The organism is Marinobacter sp. MBR-99 (genome assembly GCF_040547575.1).
Taxonomy (GTDB): Bacteria; Pseudomonadota; Gammaproteobacteria; order Pseudomonadales; family Oleiphilaceae; genus Marinobacter.
In genome coordinates this window covers 23079-42398 of sequence record NZ_JBEPPY010000026.1, presented here as the reverse complement: position 1 = coordinate 42398, position 19320 = coordinate 23079, and the positions used below count along the sequence as shown (strand labels likewise).

18 protein-coding genes are annotated in these 19320 nt (G+C 53.5%); 2 read left to right on the top strand and 16 right to left on the bottom strand.

Annotation, left to right across the window (positions count from 1 at the left end):
• Positions 1-41: 41 nt before the first annotated feature.
• Positions 42-2120, bottom strand: coding sequence for a metallophosphoesterase (locus tag ABIE59_RS18260; protein WP_354449092.1), 2079 nt, complete (start codon positions 2118-2120; stop codon positions 42-44).
• Positions 2117-3904: an alkaline phosphatase D family protein gene (locus tag ABIE59_RS18255; RefSeq protein WP_354449090.1), complete on the bottom strand. Its 1788-nt coding sequence runs from the start codon at positions 3902-3904 to the stop codon at positions 2117-2119. Before ABIE59_RS18255 ends, ABIE59_RS18260 begins: the two co-directional genes overlap by 4 nt.
• Before the next feature lie 295 nt (positions 3905-4199).
• Between ABIE59_RS18255 and ABIE59_RS18250 the strand changes: the two genes are divergently transcribed.
• Both ABIE59_RS18250 and ABIE59_RS18245 read left to right on the top strand, forming a co-directional pair.
• Positions 4200-6500, top strand: a complete 2301-nt coding sequence (locus ABIE59_RS18250) for a choice-of-anchor Q domain-containing protein (protein ID WP_354449088.1) — start codon at positions 4200-4202, stop codon at positions 6498-6500.
• Positions 6501-6509: 9 nt separating this feature from the next.
• A complete protein-coding gene (locus ABIE59_RS18245; protein ID WP_354449086.1) occupies positions 6510-6785 on the top strand; it encodes a hypothetical protein in 276 nt (91 codons plus the stop codon).
• Between the two features lie 67 nt (positions 6786-6852).
• Here ABIE59_RS18245 and ABIE59_RS18240 read toward each other — a convergent pair whose 3' ends face one another.
• The 14 genes from ABIE59_RS18240 to ABIE59_RS18175 form a co-directional block, all read right to left on the bottom strand.
• Positions 6853-7968: a Fic family protein gene (locus tag ABIE59_RS18240; protein WP_354449084.1), complete on the bottom strand. Its 1116-nt coding sequence runs from the start codon at positions 7966-7968 to the stop codon at positions 6853-6855.
• A 236-nt stretch (positions 7969-8204) separates the two neighbouring features.
• Entirely contained in the window at positions 8205-8573 is a 369-nt protein-coding gene (locus ABIE59_RS18235) for a histone-like nucleoid-structuring protein, MvaT/MvaU family (protein ID WP_354449082.1), read from the bottom strand.
• Between the two features lie 208 nt (positions 8574-8781).
• Positions 8782-10044, bottom strand: a complete 1263-nt coding sequence (gene tviB, locus ABIE59_RS18230; protein ID WP_354449080.1) for a Vi polysaccharide biosynthesis UDP-N-acetylglucosamine C-6 dehydrogenase TviB — start codon at positions 10042-10044, stop codon at positions 8782-8784.
• A gap of 69 nt (positions 10045-10113) precedes the next feature.
• Positions 10114-10851, bottom strand: a complete 738-nt coding sequence (locus tag ABIE59_RS18225; protein ID WP_354449078.1) for a type II toxin-antitoxin system HipA family toxin — start codon at positions 10849-10851, stop codon at positions 10114-10116.
• Positions 10806-11177 (bottom strand): HipA N-terminal domain-containing protein, encoded by a 372-nt coding sequence (locus tag ABIE59_RS18220; protein ID WP_354449076.1) that lies wholly within the window; start codon positions 11175-11177, stop codon positions 10806-10808. The genes ABIE59_RS18225 and ABIE59_RS18220 overlap by 46 nt, the downstream gene beginning before the upstream one ends.
• Positions 11174-11446: an XRE family transcriptional regulator gene (locus ABIE59_RS18215; RefSeq protein ID WP_354449075.1), complete on the bottom strand. Its 273-nt coding sequence runs from the start codon at positions 11444-11446 to the stop codon at positions 11174-11176. The genes ABIE59_RS18220 and ABIE59_RS18215 overlap by 4 nt, the downstream gene beginning before the upstream one ends.
• Before the next feature lie 210 nt (positions 11447-11656).
• Entirely contained in the window at positions 11657-11947 is a 291-nt protein-coding gene (locus ABIE59_RS18210; protein ID WP_354449073.1) for a type II toxin-antitoxin system RelE/ParE family toxin, read from the bottom strand.
• Complete coding sequence (locus ABIE59_RS18205; RefSeq protein WP_354449071.1) at positions 11925-12191, bottom strand: type II toxin-antitoxin system ParD family antitoxin; 267 nt, start codon at positions 12189-12191, stop codon at positions 11925-11927. Before ABIE59_RS18205 ends, ABIE59_RS18210 begins: the two co-directional genes overlap by 23 nt.
• Before the next feature lie 102 nt (positions 12192-12293).
• A complete protein-coding gene (locus ABIE59_RS18200) occupies positions 12294-13841 on the bottom strand; it encodes an MBL fold metallo-hydrolase (RefSeq protein WP_354449069.1) in 1548 nt (515 codons plus the stop codon).
• A gap of 36 nt (positions 13842-13877) precedes the next feature.
• The gene (locus ABIE59_RS18195; protein WP_354449067.1) at positions 13878-14687 is read right to left on the bottom strand and encodes a glycosyltransferase; all 810 of its coding nucleotides are present in this window, start codon (positions 14685-14687) and stop codon (positions 13878-13880) included.
• 26 nt (positions 14688-14713) lie between these two features.
• Positions 14714-15823, bottom strand: a complete 1110-nt coding sequence (locus ABIE59_RS18190; RefSeq protein ID WP_354449065.1) for a glycosyltransferase family 4 protein — start codon at positions 15821-15823, stop codon at positions 14714-14716.
• A 12-nt stretch (positions 15824-15835) separates the two neighbouring features.
• On the bottom strand, positions 15836-17119 hold the full coding sequence (locus ABIE59_RS18185; RefSeq protein WP_354449063.1) for a hypothetical protein: 1284 nt from the start codon (positions 17117-17119) through the stop codon (positions 15836-15838).
• Positions 17104-18237, bottom strand: coding sequence for a glycosyltransferase (locus ABIE59_RS18180; RefSeq protein ID WP_354449061.1), 1134 nt, complete (start codon positions 18235-18237; stop codon positions 17104-17106). The genes ABIE59_RS18185 and ABIE59_RS18180 overlap by 16 nt, the downstream gene beginning before the upstream one ends.
• A complete protein-coding gene (locus tag ABIE59_RS18175; RefSeq protein ID WP_354449059.1) occupies positions 18194-19315 on the bottom strand; it encodes a glycosyltransferase family 4 protein in 1122 nt (373 codons plus the stop codon). Before ABIE59_RS18175 ends, ABIE59_RS18180 begins: the two co-directional genes overlap by 44 nt.
• Positions 19316-19320: the final 5 nt, after the last annotated feature.

Here is a 19320-nt window from a genome sequence, read left to right as displayed (position 1 = left end):
AACATTTGGCACCACCAAATGTCTTGGGGTCTGACCCCAACTTAAAAGAAGCGGCCGATGAGCCCGGTGATAGCTCCGGTTATCGGCGACAGCAACCTACCCAGCAGGCTGTCAGCAGTGGTCAGTGCGTTTCGGTCCAGCTGTTCAGTAACTTCGCGCACCACGGTGGCCAGGGCATCCGATAGAAAGTTGGTGGGCAAGGTGGCGTTCTGGTTGATGGGTTCTGGCGCTTCCTCAAGCAGCAGCACTTCCAACACCAGAGTATTCAACGCAGCGTTGATTGAACCGATCAGCGCATCAGAAGCGGCCGAACTGTCCAGTTTGGAAACTTCCTCCAACGTGCCACCAACACCTCGCAAAGTGGTCGCCAACAAGCTAGTGACACCCCGCAGCACTGGCGCTGGCTCGGCCTGTTGATCCACCGCATCCAGAATGTTCTCCAGATTAATCACCAACTGTACGACCGGCCCCAGTAGGAACGCGGTGTCTTCCGACAACCCCTGGCCAGAGCTCGCATCGCCCTCCCCCCCGAAACCAAGCGCGAAGGCTTCAAACGCCGCCCCAAGGCGATCAAAAGGTGCTGGCAGCTCGGAGGTATCTATAGCCTGCAAACGCTCGGCAGCCGCTTGTACCGCCAACGTAGCCTGGGCCATATCCTCCGGAGAGCCGGATTCAGAGACCGATGACGCCGCCGCATCCAGCGTCACCAGCAGAGTATCCAGACCGTTGATCAGCTGGGCAACGGCTTGCTGGGTTTCAACGTTCGGATTGGCAATATTCAGGGTATTCAGGCCACTGACCAGCTCCTCCCGGAACAGCTCTAACGGGCCCGTGAAGTTGCCGTCAAAGCCCGCACCGCCAGCCAGGGGCACCGGCAGGGAAACCGGCGAGCCGGAGAAATCCTTGCCCCGGGCGATGTTCATTGGCTCGACCTTTTCCAGGCACTGGGTGTAGGCTGGAGTAAGCCCACCATCAGCACCCAGCACACCAAAGCCTTCAAGCTCCGGGTCTACGGTGTAGGCCTCAAAGCACATTTGTGCAGGCGCGCCCGTGGCCGGGTTGCTTTCCATCGCCTGCACCCAGAAAAAGCCGTAGGTATCGCCGGCCTGGTACATGGCCTGGTTTCGGCTTTCATCCTGCAGGGAGCGGGTTTTGCCGGCGGCGCCGCTCACCAAAAAACGGGTTCGACCACAGCTTTCCACCGGCTCCAGCAATTGCAGGTCGTGGTCGTGCCCGGTCATGATGAAATCGGCGTAGTCGCACACCCCCTCTTCCAGAAAATCCTTCCAGCGCTGGCCGGAGATCACCGGCAGAATGTACGAGGGAATGAAATCATAGTTGCCTGCGTTGCCGTGCAAGCCATTGGACAGATACGGGTGATGGGCCATGGCGATGTTGAACAGCGCCTGCGACGAGATCAGCTCGTCCTGGGCCCACATCAGCTGAGTCATGCCGTAGTTTTTCCAGGTAAAGCGGGCGTCCGCGTCTGCCAACAGCGAGGCAATCGGATTGGAATCCAGCGACACCACCGTTAACAGTGGCTTGCCTTCCCGGGTTTTCGGCATCAACGCGGTGGGTATCTCGCCGCTATTGAACGCATAGTAGCGGGCAGGCATGCGCCAGCGGGGGCTGTTGCCCTCGTAGTGGTAATCCACCTGAATATCGCCCCGGCTGTTGTTGGCGCCATCGCCACCCACATAGCCGGTGTTGTCGTGGTTACCCAACACCATATAGAACGGGCGTTCCCCCATGGGCTCAAACGGCTTCTCAAACTTCTCGATAAACTGAATGTCCTCCACCGAGGTGGCGCCGTCTTCATAGATGTTGTCGCCAAACCCCAGCACAAACTCGCAGGGGCCGGCTTCTGCCGATTTGAGCTCGCAAACCTGTGCCATGGCTTCGCCCACCGCATACTGGCCCGGGCTGCCGGAGCCAGAATCGCCGATGGCGATAAACTGGGTTGAGGCCACCGCACGGGCGCCATCCTCGTCACCCGGCGCAGTTACATCGGGTTGGGTGCCCGGCGTAGTGGGTTCGATATCGTCATCACCGGAACCGCCACAGGCCACCAGGGTGAGCGGTACGATCAAAAGGGCAAGCAACTTCAGTTTAGCGTTCATACGACAGACTCCAGGGAATGAACGGCGCCCAGCACAGCCGCCAGTTCCTGTTGATGTTGAGGCGTTGCGGCCGGCGCCAGCAGGCTGGTTTGTGTGGTTCGGGGGCGGGATGGGGTAAGGTTGTCTGTGATCAGGCGATACCGTTGGCCAAGCTGTTTGGCAGCGACTTTCACCAGTTTGCGCTTGCCGGTGTCCAGCTCGCCTTTGCGGGTTTCATCGGCAATCGACGCCACATAATGAAACTCCGCCTGGGCGCCGAACCGGTCCACATCCATCAGAATAAAACCGCGGGTTTGCAGCTCGGCGTACTTCACGTGCGGGTTGGTAGTGCGCACCGCGACAGCAGCCAATTCCGCCAAACCAGCCGGGAAGCCCGGCGAGGTTACTGACGGGCACACAAACTCCACCGCCAGCGCTTCAGGCGCAAACAAGTCACCCACCACAGACGCCGGATTCCGATAGATCTCATTGGCCCAGGAGGTATGAATATCACCGGTGAACACCACCACGTTCTCCACACTGTTCTGCTCGATGGCGTCCAGAATGCGGGTGCGGCTTGCGGTGTAACCATCCCACTGGTCCATATTCAGGCCCTGTTGGGTGGTGCCATAAGGCAGCTGTTCGGAGATCAGTTCCGGCTGGGGCAACTCCGCCAGGTTCAGCTGCCCGAACATCACCTGCTGGCCAATCATCTTCCATAAACTTCCTGAGCTGGTCAGGCCATCCGTCAGCCAGTTCATCTGGGCATCGCTGATCAGCTTTCTGTCCGGGTCTGTGCGCTCAGGGCCGAAAGGCAAAGACGCCTGGGCATCCCGGCCTTCGATGCGGGTATCCAGCATCCACAAATCAATCAGATCGCCATACCGGAACCGGCGCCACAGCCGTTGACTGTCTGCGCCGAAGTCCCGAACCGGCATCCACTCAAAATAGGCACGAATGGCTGCCTGCTTGCGGGTTTCCCAATCCCCCTCCGTGGCCGGGTCGTGGTTCTCCGCACCATCCATGTAGGCGTCATTGGCAATCTCGTGGTCGTCCCAGATGCAGATCATCGGGTATTGCTGATGCACCGCCTGCAAATCCGCGTCTCGCTTGTACTGGCCGTGGCGCACGCGGTAATCAGATAGGGAAAGGATTTCATTCGCCGGCTCATGAACACGATTCGGCACAGCAGCGGGATCATCGTATGTGCCCGGCTCGTACTCATAGAGGTAGTCACCCAGGTGCAGCACAAAATCCAGATCCCGCTCATCCACCTTCGCCAGTGCGTTGTACACGGAAAAATGCCCGTATGGCAGATTGGAACAGGAAACCGTCGCAAACCGTGCCCGTCGCACCCGCTGTTCCGGTGCCGGGAAAGTACGGGTTCTCCCAACCGGAGACACATTCGGGCCGCAGCGGAAGGCGTAGTAATACCAGGTGTCGCTGGCCAGGCCAGTAGCATCGACTTTCACACAGAAATCCGAGCTTGCCTCTGCGGTAGCCGAAAAAACCTGAGGCTGCGAAAGATCCGGCTGCCGGCTCACCAACACCTGCACAGGCAACGAGGTTTCGGTCGGCAGCGCCGGCGTAACCCTGGTCCAGAGAATCACCCGGTCATCCAGAGGATCTCCGGAGGCAACGCCATGCTCGAAGAAACCCAGGGGCGCATTACCCGGCCGCCCAGAACCACCTGGGGACAGCGCCGTTTCGGCAGGCAACTCCACCGAAGAACCAGAATCACCACACCCAACCAAAGAGAAAGCTGGCAGCGCCAAAGACGATGCGAGGAAAGATCGACGTTTCATTGTTGTCATCCAGATGCTGTATTCAGAACGGAATTTTATAGAACGATCGCTTCAGTTTATTGCATAGCATATTCTATGCTGCATATTATGACAAAAAAACAAAATTGGGGTCAGACCCCAGGACATTTCGGGTGGTCAAATGTCTTGGGGTCTGACCCCAAAGATACAGAATGTTACAAAAGCGAACTTTGCTCACAGAAATAGGAAAACTGACTATCTAGGCTACACACTCGAAGCGGTATAACAAATACAACCTTACCGCCCCCTTACACATTGCAATGGAGTGTTTTCGCCAATGAAGAAGTCCGCACCCTGGTGGATTGCCGCAGGATCCGTCCTTTTCTTACCTTCAGCAATTGCCGCTGAGTTGACCGTATCGAACAGCAGCCAACTTCAAGAAGCTTTATCTCAAGCTGCAGCCAGCTACGAAGACGACACCATCATCCTCCAGCCAGGCGTATATGCTACCAACGCCCAACCTTTCTCCTACTTCAGTGACAACGGTGGCAGCCTGACCATTAAATCAGCTGACTCCGACAACCGGGCCATCTTGGACGGCCAGGGGTTATCCGCTGTGCTTCGTCTGGAACATACCAACTCCGGACTGCTTTTCGGGGAGACAGACGACACCGAAATCAGTCTGGAACATCTGGTTGTGCGAAACGGAATCGGTGATGGAAACGCGCGGGACGGTGCCGGCTTGTGGGTAAAAGGGGCTCACCTGAAACTTGAACAGTCTTCGCTGGAGAACCATGTTGGGGCGGGAAGCGATACAGGCGCGGCGCTGTATTTTTACGGCAACCGCGATAAAAACATCATATTGTCCGGGACAGCTATTGAGAACAACACGGCCTCAACCAGCAGCCGAGCTGCGGTGGTTTTCATCGATAGAGCCAATCAGTTCACCCTGACAGATGGCAGCTCCGTCAGTGGCAATACCGGCAACGCGGGCGTCGTAAAACTCGACAATAGCCCGGCTATCATCGAAAAGAACAGCCAATTCATCGACAACATTACCCGCGCATATGGCGTCATCTATCCTGATCCGAGCAACTATGTTCAGATTCGCTCAAGCCAGTTTATTGGAAATGAAACCACCACAAATACCGGCTCGGGAGTACTCTACTATGGTGCGTACCAAATCGACGACGCACTTTTTGAAAACAACAAGGCTGTGGGCTATGCAGTCGGCACACTGAACAGAGTCAAAGACCAATATATCCGTAATTCGAGATTCATCAGCAATGAGTCAACGGGCGGGGGCATTGTCCGGCTGGGCGATATAACCGGTAATCAATACGCCCTTAACAACTCCCTTTTTGCCGGCAACGTGGCTTCGGGTACAGACAACGGTATCGTAACCTGTAACGCCATTTGTGAGATCGCCAATAACATCTTTGACCGGAACACAGGCAGCGCTTCCGTGCACTCAAGGCGAAGCATCGCTCAAGACTCCACTATTGCAAACTCAGTGTTTCTCGGTACTAACGATGTCCTGAGTTTCAAAGACAGCAACTCCAGAGCAACGCTGATTAACAACTTTCTGGATCCACAGAGACCTCAGTTAATTCATACACAAACCATCCAAAGAAATAACATCCAGAACCTGTCGGACAGCGGCCTGGATACTTCCAACGACTACCAGATACTCGATAACTCCCCTCTCATTGACGCCGGCACCACAGACGCCAGTGAGGTATCCCTGACCGCCACGGATATCCGAGGCAATGCGCGGGTATTTGGCGACAGCGTCGACATCGGCTGGGAAGAATACGGCTCCAGCATGACCGTCCCGGTTATCACGCAATTTGAACTCGTCACCACCGGTGCAAGCAATCTGGACCTTCTCCAGTTCAGGCTTGAATATGATGTGGCAGAAGGTACTGACTTCGAGTATTTGTCCGTCGAAGTCAAAACAGACGAAACAGAAATCTTCGAAACCGTCTCACTGCAGGATAACCTGTTTGATTTGGTCATGATGGAAGGTGGCCCTCACACGGTAACCGCCAAAGTGACCAACACCAGTGAGGGCGTTAACGAGTTCGCGACCCAAGACATCTCCTTCCGTTTAAAAACGCTGAGTGCCGAGGAAGTTTTTGAGCGCGCAGAACTGCATGCCAAGGAACTTTGTGCAGATAAACCCATTGATTGCGGCATCGATACAGACGCCATTCAACAGGCTGGATTTGAATCCGGTTATGCCGAGGCACTTGAATTGTGTCGCCTGAATCCGGAATCGGAAATATGCGACATCGACCTGCAAACCTATATCGATCACGGCTATGCGAACGGTTTCAACAACGGCAAGGCCACCTGCGTTCAAGAGCCAGAATCCTGCGGAATCAATACTGGCGGCTTTGATGGCACCCTGATTCCTGAAATGAGTTCAGCTTGGGAGCTCTTTGGAACGGGCCAGGAAATCACAACCACAGATCTGCCCACCACATTCGCCGATGCTCAGATCGTCTGGGCCAAAACTGATGACACCTGGAGGGCTTGGTCCCCAAACACAGCTACCCGGCAGTTATTGCAAAACAATAACGTACCGCTAGTCGAATCCATACCCGCCAACAGTGGCTTCTGGGTCAAAAAGTAAGGGGGCGATATGAAATTCTCAAGATACCTGATTTCGCTCATCCTTCTCTTCGCCCTGACGGGATGTGGTGGTGGAGGTAGCGACGGTGACGGGCAAGACCAGCCCGAGCAACAACCACCCGGAACCAGCCAACCCGCACCGGAAGAACCCGCCTTGCCGGATGAAAATGAGCCCGAGCCAGAAGATCCGGCACCAGAGCCTGAGCCCGAGATTGAACAGGCTACCGTGCCAGACTATCCCGCCATCGAGGATGTGCTACCGCCCGGCGTTCCAGTTATCAGCTAAAGCTGAAATTGGGGTCAGACCCCCGGACATTTGAGGTGGTCAAATGTCTTGGGGCCTGACCCCAAATCTACAAAGTCAGTTGATACCGGGCATAACGCCCTTTGCCTTGAATAGGAGAGAGTACACCTTGTGCGACCAGGTTCTGAAGGTCTCTGGTAGCGGTGGCTTTGGAGCAGCGGGTCAGGTTCTGGTATTTCTTTGCGTTGATTCCGTCCTCAAAACCGGGAGCATCGTGCCCGAGCATTTTGCGAATCAGCTTCAGCTGCCTGTCGTTCAGATCATGGTTATTAAGCGAATCCCAGAATCGGGCTTTTTTAACCACGTACTGGATAACATGGATGCTACCTTCCAAAGCCTCAACAATGCGTTCACCAAACCAATTAACCCATGGCGTTACATCCAGCGTCTCTTTCGAGGCTGCATTCAATTGCTGGTAGTAAGCTTTCCGGTGCTTACTCAATACGGTCGCCAAGCTCATCATCAACGGCTGCTTTAACATCTGGGAAACTGCCACATCGGCAATGGCCCGGCCTACCCTGCCATTGCCATCTTCATACGGATGGATAGTTTCAAACCAGAGATGAGCAATCGCAGTACGAGCCACACCCGGAAGCTCCAGCGAATCGTTATTGAACCAATCCAGAAACACCTTCATTTCCGCCGGCACCCTCGACGAGGGCGGCGCCTCGAAATGCACTGTGGGATTGTGAATAGCACCCGAGACTATCTGCATAGCATCAGAGTGCGTACGCCACTGCCCAGCCGCTGGTCGCGCATCCGAAAACGCGCTTAAACCGGCCCCTGGAAGAACCAACTTATTCCAATGGTGCAGCCGCTGCTCCGTGAGAGCTTCGCGATAAAGGTCCATCACCTCGAGAATGACTGCCGAGATCCCCGCTGCGACTGGGTCATGCACAGCAACCTTCTCATCCGGTTTCAGGAAATGATTCTTGATGGAACTGCGCACATCTTCACGGTTGAGCGCCTCCCCCTCAATGGCACTGGTCTCAATCGCAGCACTCACCAGAAGATCCAGCCTGGCTTCGCTTCCGAGATCCTCCGGCACAACCGCCATCGCTCCCAGAATTCTCTGGGAGGCTGCTAGCGCTTTCTGCGTCCAAAATTCCGCTGCTTCACGATCAAAGCGAAAGTGCGGCCAGTCCTTCAGTTGCCAGGTATACATTGCGTGAGCCATTAAAAGAATTTTATCGGCTCATAATATGATAAATATTGAGCCGAAGTAAGCGCTCTCTTGGCTCAAGGCTCTGGATTCGGAGAGATGGGTATTAGCAAGGAAGGCTTGGAGATTGGCTCTGGCAGAAGGGTGGGGTCTGTCCCCACGGGACCGACCCCAAACGCACCAGCTCTAACTATGATGCGTAAACCAAATCGGGCCGCTAATTCAGCAGCCCGATTCAATCAATCCTGCTGCCAGCTCTGAACAGCTTCCTTACCGTGCTTTTCACGCCACTCGTTCAGAGTCTTGTGATTGCCGCCACGGGTTTTAACCACTTCACCGGTGTGCGGGTTCTTGTAGGTTTTCATCGGGCGCTTGGCGCGGGTGCCGGTTGAAGTGTCTGCTTTGGCACCAGCAACCGAGGGATCAATCGCCGCCAGAATCTGCAGAACGTCCTTGGGAGATTTGTCATATTCCTTCATCAAAGCACGAACCTTGTTTTCAAATTCCAGTTCGCCTTTCAGTGCCTGGTCCTTCTCGAGCTGTTCCAGCTCAGCGGCCAGCTTTTCCATCAGCTGTTTTTTCTGGTAGTAATCATTAATCTTTGCCATGGAAATAAAACCTTATTCGATGGGTTTTAATAAAACATTGAATATGACGAGAAGTCGAAGCCAATCATAATAAACAAATCACAACATGGCAAAGTAAATTACTTAAAAGTCATTAACAAAAAAGCCCGACAATATGTCGGGCTTTTTATTTGGGGTCAGACCCCGGAACATTTCACACCACCAAATGTCTTGGGGGCTGACCCCAGAATTATAATCTCAAATCAGCTTGCCCCAACGGCAACACACCTTTCAAATCAAACAACACACCATTGCCATTGGTATAACCACGTAATTCATCCGCATTCAAAGCCGCATATTCCCGATGTGGAACCGTCAGTAACACTGCATCGTAATCGCCCTTGTTCGGCGCCTGCACCAGGGAAATACCGTATTCATGCTCCGCTTCAGCATTGTCTGCCCAGCAGTCTGTTACATCCACCTGGCAACCGTAATCCTGAAGTTCACGCACCACATCAATCACGCGGGTATTACGCAAATCCGGGCAGTTCTCTTTAAAGGTAAAGCCCATAATCAAAACTCGGGAACCCGCAATGGTTTGGCCTTTCTTGATCATCGCCTTAACCAAAGCCGCCGCTGCATAAGGCCCCATATTGTCATTCACCCGGCGGCCCGCCAGGATAATTTCGGGGTTATAGCCAATGGCCTGGGCTTTATGGGTCAGATAATACGGATCAACACCAATACAATGCCCGCCCACCAGACCGGGTTTAAACGGCAGGAAATTCCATTTTGTTCCCGCGGCCGCCAAGACTTCATTGGTATCAATCTTCAAGCGGGCAAAAATCATGGAAAGCTCATTCATCAACGCAATGTTCAAATCGCGCTGAGTGTTTTCAATCACCTTGGCCGCCTCGGCCACTTTAATAGAGCTGGCCTTATGGGTACCGGCGGTGATGATACCCGCGTACAAGGCGTCCACTTCCTCAGCAATCTCCGGCGTAGAACCAGAAGTCACCTTCATGATCGTCGTCACCCGGTGCTCCTTATCGCCCGGGTTAATCCGCTCCGGGCTGTAGCCGGCGAAGAAATCCTGGTTGAACACCAAGCCCGACAACTTCTCCAGCACCGGCACACACACCTCTTCGGTGGCGCCCGGGAACACCGTGGATTCGTAGATAACGATGTCGCCCTTCTTCAGCACCTTACCCACACTCTCGCTGGCCTTCACCAGCGGCGTCAGGTCCGGGCTCTTGAACTCATCAATGGGTGTAGGCACGGTCACAATGTAGATCTGGCAATCCGCAATGCCCTCCAACGAATCCGTAAACGACAGTTGCTTCGCTGCCGCCAGCTCATCGGCAGAAACCTCACGGGTATAATCCACCCCATCCTTCAGCTCGGCAATGCGCTTGCTGTTGATATCAAAACCAACCACCTCACGCTTCTCACCAAAAGCCGCTGCCAAAGGCAAACCCACATAGCCCAAGCCAATAACACCAATCCTTTTCATAGGTTCTCCCATTTTGGGGTCAGACCCCAAGACATTTTGATCGGTCAAATGTTCTGGGGTCTGACCCCATTATTTGATGTTCTGCTGATAGGTTTGATCTAGCTGCTGCTGGATAAGCCGAGTAGTCTCGGCGCTCACGCCCAGCTCCTTGGCCACGGCGGAAAAACCGGCCAAGGCATCCAGAACACGCTCTATTCTCTGCCACGCTTTTTCCCAGTTGGCAAAACCGGCTTCAGCCGCCAACTTTTGCAGCGCCTTCACTGGCGGCCTCTTTCCAAAACCTGCGTAGGCGGTGCTATGCTCGCCAAACCTGCCAGCGCTGAATGTCACATCATAGAACGGCGCAGGCTGCCAATTGCCGTCATCGCCTTGCAGGAACGCCCAGTTCTTGCTGTGATCATCCTGATTCATCGCGAACAAGTTAAACACGGCTCGCAAGAACTGCAGCTGCGCGGCGTTAACGCCACGGCATAGCTGGGCACTGGCTTTGATCAAATCCTCGTAATCCAGGCTGGGTGCGCGAAAATCCGCATCGAGCAAACCACAGGCACTGTGCAAATGAACACAACCGGGCACATCCTCTGCCCGCCATACCCGGTCAAATCGCTCAACCGCTAACCAGGCCTTGGCACCAGAAGCTTCAGGAGCCGGCAGTAGCTGCCAACGTGGAGGCAGCAAACCGGCGCGCTCCGCCAGCGATAAGTAGACAGCCTCACACAACCCCTCTTCATGCCCCAGAGGCAGGTTGGCCGAGGTAAACTTCACCAGCCAGGCTTCATCCCCTGCCTGGGCATGGGTGCGACACACCCCATACTCCCCAGGTGAAAAATACAACTGCGCCTTGGGTCGCGCGCCTGGCGAAATACCCGGTCCATCAACAATAGGCCCCAGCCATCAGGCAGGGAGTCGGCAAACACCCCATGCAGACCACCATGGGGCTCACGCGGCGCCGGTTGAACGCTCGCATCCCATTTCAGGACAAAAGGCGACAGCGGGCTGAACCGGGCCAGGTAATCTGCATCATACTGAAAAAACACACCTTGCCGGTTCTGCGCCAGCCCACCAACCCGCGCCCGCTGCCCATCGCTGTACGTGCGCCAAACCGCTAACTGGCGAACCGGGGCAAAGCTCACTGTGCAAGCACCTCATCCAGGGAGCGCGGCAAAGGCTTTTGCTCCATGCTCGTCAAATCCTGTAACCGATGAAGATCGTCTACACACTGCCACAGCAGCAAAAACTGCCTTAATGAAATTTGCCCAGTGGTTTCAAATTTCTTGATGGTCGGTGCCGGCACAGTACTGCGCTCCGCCAGCGCCGCCCGCGACCACTTCAAGGCCTTGCGACGCTCCTGCACGTACGCCGCCAAGGCAACCTGTACATTCCGCCCTGAAATCAGATCCAAAGAGATACCTCTATGTCTAAAAATCGGTTAATTATATCAAATTGGACACAGAGGTATCTATTCATAGTAGGAGTCAGACCCCAAGACATTTTGATCAGTCAAATGTTCTGGGGGCTGATCCCAAATTTACAGTTTCACGCCGCGCGTGATGTAATCGACCGGGAAGTCGGTGGCGAGATAGGCGGCAAAAACCGGAAAATATCAATCAACCTACTCAAATACAGCCCCCACATCTTGGTTACGCAGAATCCGCACGATGAATACCCCACTATCATCAATCTGATAATAGATGGCGTGACTCTTGTAAACGCTGCACCTATACCCTCGCCTAACATGATCAACGGCAGGGTATAAGTCAGGCTGCGCAGCAATCCGTTCAAAACGCGCTTCCATGCCGTTTAAGTAATCATCCGCCTGAGTCAGACCAAAATTCAGCAAACCAAACAGATAAATAGACTCGAAATCTTCATCTGCCCGCTCACTGAGCCTGTAACTTCGCATCTTTTTCTAGCCGCTCCCTGGCTGCCTGTCGAATCTCCTGCGGGGTACGATTGCTCACACCACTTTGCTCGCCGTCTAAGAGCGCCGCACGAAGCTGTTCCAATCCAGAACTACGCGCCTGATCCTGACGAATCAGATCACGAATATACTCGCTGTCATTGGTAAAATCGCCACTGGCAATACGAGACTTAACCCAATCACCTTGCTGGCCGGTCAAGGTAATCGTCTTACGAATCGTTGTCATGCCTCCACCTCCAATAAGAAAAGTCATACTATTGGTGCAGAATAGCACGAATGGCACAACTTTTAGCAACACCTGCACTTGGGCCTGCAAGACTGCCCCCAATTAAGGTATCACCACTGCAGCCTCAGGCAGGCTCTCACGCAACTTCCCCTGCAAAGCCCGCTTCGCGCCCTCGTCCCCATGAACAATTCGAATCTCGCTGGGCGCTTGAGGAATACCCTCCACAAAGCGCAGCAAATCCTCCTGCCCGGCGTGGGCGGAATAACCGCCTACGGTGTGAACCTGGGCGCGAATATCGTAGCGATCGCCGTCAAGCTCCACCCAGCCACCTCTGGGGCCGTAGGTAAGAATGTTACGGCCCGGCGTTCCGGCCGCCTGATAACCCACAAATAATACGTCGTTACGGGCATCGCCCAGCATCGCTTTCAGATAATTTACCACCCTGCCGCCAGCGCACATACCGGAACCTGCGATCACCACGCAGGGGCGATGGGACTTGGCCAGGTATTCCACGGCGTTGAGGTGGTCTTCGTGGGAATTGATGACGGTGAGTTGCTCGAACGAAAGCGGGTGGCGGCCGGCTTTGACCAGGGCTCGCGCTTCATCGTCCCAGAAGGGTTTGAGATCGCGGTAGATTTTAGTGAACTCGGCGGCCAAGGGGGAATCGACGACGATTTCCAGATTGCTCCAGGTCAGAGACTCGCTACGGGGTCTGTCCCCTTGGGGACTGACCCCAATGGCACCATCCCCGAACTCCGCAATCAGCCCTTCAATCTCATATAAAAGCTCCTGAGTACGCCCAATACTGAACGCCGGTATCAACACCGTACCGCCATCTTCCAGCGCATGCTCCAGAACCGCTTTTAACCGATAGCGCCTGGTTTCCCGGTCTTCGTGGTTCTTATCGCCGTATGTACTCTCTATCACCAGGCGGTCAGCACGTTCCGGGGGGTTGGGCTCCGGCAGCAAGGGAGAATGAGGCGCGCCGAGATCCCCGCTGAACACAATACGCTCTGCCCCCGAGCCAGACACCGCATCGCACTCAACATAAGCCGACCCCAAAATGTGCCCTGCCCGCTGCAGGCGCACCTTCAAACTCCCAACCTCCTCCTCAAACACCGAATGCCAGCGGCCATAAGGCAACGGCACAATCCTAGCCCGTATCAGATCCAAAACACGATGAATCAAAGCGCGATCCCGGGTAAAGCCAATCTTCAGGGCATCTTCCAGGATTTCCGGGAGCATGATGGCGGAGGGTTCAGAACAGATGATGGGGCCGTCAAAGCCGGCGGCAAGCAGGTAGGGAATGCGGCCCACGTGGTCGATATGAACGTGGGTGACCACCAGGGCGCGGATGTGCTCGATGGGGAAATCGATGGCCAGGTCGGCGGCGGAGGAGCCTCGGGCTTCTTCCTGGCCCTGGAACAGGCCGCAGTCTATGAGGATGCCGGCTTGTGGGGTTGCCGCAGGCTCACGGAACCCGCTACGGGGTCTGTCCCCTTGGAGACTGCCCCCAATCGCACCAAGTTCGGCGTTCGGCGCTGACAGAACTGCGGGGGCAGCCCCCTTTGTAGCCGGCCGCAAAAACCGCAATTCGTGGCAAGACCCGGTAACGCCATTTATGGCTCCATGGTGAATAAGCTCAATCATAAAACATCCCTGTCAACGCAAATAAATTCTTTCCAGCTAATTTGCCTTTTCCGATCGCGCTAAGCGATAGGCTAGGCCAACCAAAAAGGCAGGTGATATTTTCACGCCGAGATGCGCTAACGCATAAAAGGCGTTTGCCAGGATCGGCAAATCAAGTTGCTTAATTGCTTCGAGACGAATCTTAAACTCAGCCCACCCTTTTTTCCTATCCGCTCGGCGCTTAACAAAATTATCTCCGATGCGAAACAACAGCAATGGCTGCTGGATATTCGCAAACTCGTAGCCTTCTCGCATTAGGCGCATCCATAATGCCAAATCCTCCGTCCTGAAGAATTCCACTGGGTATCTAATCCCGGCATCAAAAACGTTCCTTCGAAACATCACCGTTGGATGAACCACCGGACATTGCTTAACGAATTGGCGAAACAGAGTAGAGTGGAATTGCGGAAGGCGTTTATCAAAAACAACGTCACCGTCACCTATAATTTCGAGGCATCCTGTTCCGAGAACCGAGACATCGGGATGGCCTCCAAGATATTGAACCTGCTGCTCAAATCTCTGTTCCAAAGAAACATCATCGGCATCCATCCGAGCAAGAAAATCGACTTTTCGGTCTGCCAATGCAAGGTCTATAAGGCTATTCAGCGTCTGTGCCAAGCCGCGATTTTCTGGATAGCGGATTACTTCCAAACGATCATCATCGAATCCACTAACAGTCTCCGAGAGCTCGTTCGAGAGGGGGCCGTCGCATCCCACAAGCAAAATGAAATTCTGATATGTCTGTTCAAGAATACTACGCAGTGCTCTTTCAACCTGATCTGGCTTATCTCCAGAATAAACTGACATAAGGACTGCAATCCTGCCCGATCCCGTCACGAACGCTTCCCCTGCCGATACAACGAACAGTATTTCTCAGCCATTGCGTCCACAGAAAACGCGTCACAACTCCTGCGTTGACCAGTTCTCAACCAATAATCATTCACTGCCTTAAAACCCTCTTTCAACTGATCTACGGAACCCTGTTTAGGCTTATCGAGGCTAAAAAAAGAGACTTCAGGGAGCGATGCGTTGGCGACAGTCACCAATTCGCAATGTGCTGATATATCTGAAAGGATGCATGGAAGGCCAGTGGCTATAGCCTCCATAACAGCATTCGGCATACCCTCCGACGCTGAATTTGAGATAAACACATCAGATGCCCAAAGCGCAGGCCGCACATCCTCGCATTTTCCTAAAAATCTCACATTGCTTGATATCCCCACTGCAGCTTTGCAACTATCGAGTTCTGGGCCGCCCCCGACCACCAAAACATCCAATCTCGCTTTGAGCCGTCCAAGCGCTAAAAGCAGCTCAGGCACCCGCTTTCTGCGAATCAAATCTCCAACGATCACGACAACAAAGGCATCCGGATGTAAAGCCAAGTTCACCCGGCTCTGCAAGCGCTCCTCGGAAGAAGGGGCACAGAAAAGCTGAGAGTCAACAGAATTGTGTACTATCTCCACCTGCAACTTTCCGTTAGTCTCCAGTGATCTGGCAATCGATCCAGACACCACCGCCACTCGCCCAACATCCGCCAATGCCCGCAAGTGAAACCATGCCATTAACCAGCCTTTGAGCTTCCCATACAAAGGTGGGTAATCCTCAAACGGGTAATTTCTGAGAGTAGCGACTCGACTTATTGCTGGATCAAGCCCGGATACCAAACCATCAGCCCGGATTCCCTGTGTATGAACAACCTCTACTCCCTTGTCGGCAACTAATTTTCTTAGGCGAGCTCTACCCACGAAAAGACTTTTCAGCCGCCCCACGTTCAGGGACAGAACCTCCATACCTTGATCGAGAAAAATAGCCTTTAGAGAATCCTGGGGTTCCGGAGATAAAGTCAGAACCCACACCCGATGACCTAGCTCCTGCATCTTCGTCGACAGATATAGTAATTGCCTGGTGGGTCCCGTTCGCTCAAGAGTGGAGACAACGTACAAAATATTAATGACTTACCTCTCAACGCTTTCATCAGGCTTGGATGACTTTCCAAAGGGCATCGTAAAAACCACAAACGTCAACACGGCCAGAGCCAAGAAACGTTGGTCTAATAAAAAGGGCTCTTTGAAATGAATAAAGAACAGCCACAAACACAGAGTAGAAATGAAAATCCTGTGCCTGTCTTTGCTCGCGCCTTTGAAGGCAAGTAAAAAGAGAGAGAGTATGAATACGTAATACAGGATAGAGCCTAACACTCCCATCGCCCAGAGCAGACGAATATATCCCAAATCACTGGGAATGCGGTTCAGCTCATACGAGGAGGGATCGCCCCAAAAAACGCCACTCCACGAATTGGGCCATAGTACAAACGAAGAAAACGCTTTCCAAATACCAACATCCCATTGCCCGGAAAACAGATAATAAAAATCGTCCAATCTCCGGATATTAAATAGACCAATCCAGTTAAGAACCAACAACCCGAAGACACCGGCAGCACCACCAAACAAAACCACCTGTATTCCCGCCGATTTCTGGTTTAGCAGATAACGATATCCGAAACCTACCACTGTGATCGCTATGAGGATCAATCCTGTTCTTCCGGCAACCAGACAAGCCGAGAAAAGAATCGCCATTCCTATCAAGCGCATTAGCTTTTCCCGGAGCGCTTTGGCTTGCTCGAAACGCAACCATCCGGCAAAAAACGCCAGGGCAATGAGAGCAGACGTGCCGGCACCGCTGGCGTTCAATAGGCCGCGAGCGCGGGCACTCGTGTCCGCTATGTTGGAGTGATTGACAGTAAACAGGGCAAACCACTCTCTCGCATCAACCCAAAGTGCACCGACGACAACAGTCGATCCATAAAACACCATGCCCCAGAACAGAATATCCATAATAAAATCATAGTCTTCCTCAAGTGAGGACAGGACAATGGCAATTAACAATGCGCCCGGAAACAGCTGTATCCCAATAAGCGCAATGTCTTTGAATACCCTATAATCCTGGCTTCCCGTTACACCATACAGAGCCGCGAGATACAGCATCAGGCCGAGAAACAAGACAAAAAACCATTGAAATGCTCCGTTCCAACAACGACCACGGAGTAGCCACGGCAGTAACAACACCCCGAAACCGCCCACCCAGCGGGTTGTGTAACCAGGCAAACCGTTGAAGGCCACGGGGATAAGATAAAGAAATCCTATTACGCCCAAAAAGTATCTGGCCAGGACAGGGTACTCAACCAGCTTTTCTTGAAAACGCGATATCGGTACGACCATTGCCTTCAAGGGTTCCTGCATGGTTCACTCCCGCTAAGCAGATCCCAATAGGAGCGGGCAACGGAATCCACCGCGAAACGGGAGACGGTACTGGCAATATCATCTGGCTTCCAATTCCAGTGGGCAGCTCTCTCCATGCAATCAACAAACTTATCAATCTGTCCACGCCCGACCAGAAAACCGTTCACCCCCGCTTGGATTACTTCATCCGGGCCTGAAGGGCAGTCAACAGATACAACCGGCTTTCCATGAGCCATGGATTCGATCAGAACGTTGGGAAAGCCCTCATAATGTGAGGTAAGCAGGGTCACATCACAGGACTCATAGAAACGGTCGGGGTTTTGCCATCCTGAAAAACAGACGCTATTCGAGATCTGCAGCACCTTACAGAGTTCCTCCAGCTTCGGTTGTTCCGAACCTTCTCCAAGGATTGTAAGCCTGGCATCGCCCATTCGTTTTCTGAGCCTAGAGAACGCACTTAACAGAAAGGGTAGGTTTTTTACTGGCTCCAACCTGCCAACGAATAGAAACTCGCAACCAAGATGACGCGACTCGTTACGCCTAGCGTCAACAGTCTTGAACTCAACGGGGTTCGGAATCAACTTAATCTTATGTTCAGGAAAACCGTAATTCTCAACAAGGTCTCCAGCCATGCCTCGGGATTGCGCCACAACCGCATCAACCCTCCGATAAACAAGCTTTACCAGCGGATTCACTATATGCCGGTGCCAGATTGCCCCCTCCCTCGCATACTTCTCCGACAGGTTACTTATGTTCCGGGCGACAATGCGCATCTTTACCCCGGAGATTGCACGCGCAACAATCAAAAGAACCGCCAGTTGGTGATTAAATACCAAGACTACTTCAGGTCTCGTGGATCGAACCCAACGAATCAAACGGGGCAAAACCGATCGGGCGTGGTGGCAGCGGAAGGATTGGAACGCCAGGGCTTCTGGCAGCGGCCAATCACCCTCATCACCGCGCAATGTCAACAAACCAATCTTCCGACCCTGCTTGTCTAGCTCAGAGGCCAGAGTGCTACAAACCTTTTGTGCGCCTCCCTGGCCCATATCACTAATGAAAACCCAGACATGTTCAGAGCGCATCATCAAAAACACCCATTGATATACTTCGGGCACGCGCCTCCCACGTGAACTTCTTCAAGAAGTCACTCCGTGCTTTGGTACCAAGGCGATCGCATAGCTCGCTTTCCCTATGCAACATATCGATCGCCTCACACCAATGATCAGGGTCTTCGGGTTCGCAAAGTAACGCGTTATCGCCATCATTCAGTACCTCCCGAAGCACCGAAAGATCCGATGCCACAATCGGCTTGCCGGCAGACATGTACTCGAAAATCTTCAAAGGCGACATCCAGCGGGAAATATCGCCTCCACCGCCAGCCGTTGTTACTCGTTTCTGATACGGCGCCAGAACTACGTCGAACCCCTCAATCAACGAAATGGCCTCAGCTTGGGGCAAAAATCCCGTAAAACGGACGTTATCCAGGTGCTGCAAATGTTTTCGCCATTGCTGTATATCTCCTTCGTCCCCGCCAACGATCGTAAATTTAAATAGAGGCCTTTTTTCCGCGATGGCCGCAATCATCTCCATGCCTTTGCCAGCGTAGAGCTGGCCAACATACCCCAGTTCAAATGACTCCTCGGAACGCCTATTGAGGGTAGATACCTGAGAGTTTACGGCTGGACTGGCGGCATCGTGGGCTACCTGAATGTCATTTCCCCCTAACTGGGTATTATTCTTGTACCAACCTGCGAGGGCATCGGAGATTACAACCAACTTACGAAATCCTCGAGCACTGCAAAGCACTCTGAGGCAGAAACTACCAGCCTTACCCATTGTCTCAGAAATCGGAGCATGCGCCTCGTATGCTGTTGGAAGGCCCACCAGTGATGGCAGTACCAGGGAGGGCAAGTGACGGCCGTATACCCGCACCGCCTTCAGTCTTTTGATCGCGAAGAAAGCCTGCAACGCAAACCACCAACCCCGCCCCGGCATTTTCACCCAAGGGAGTCGAACAATACTGAAGCTCCGCGATACGCCATAGCCATCGAACAGATCGGCCTCGTTTATCGGTGTCACCTCTGGCACCACCAAGATTACCTCATACCCAAGAGAGGCAAATGCATCGCACATTTTCATCACGTGTACGCTGTTCGCCGCCCGCGACGGTATGATTGAGTTGGCAACATACACCAATC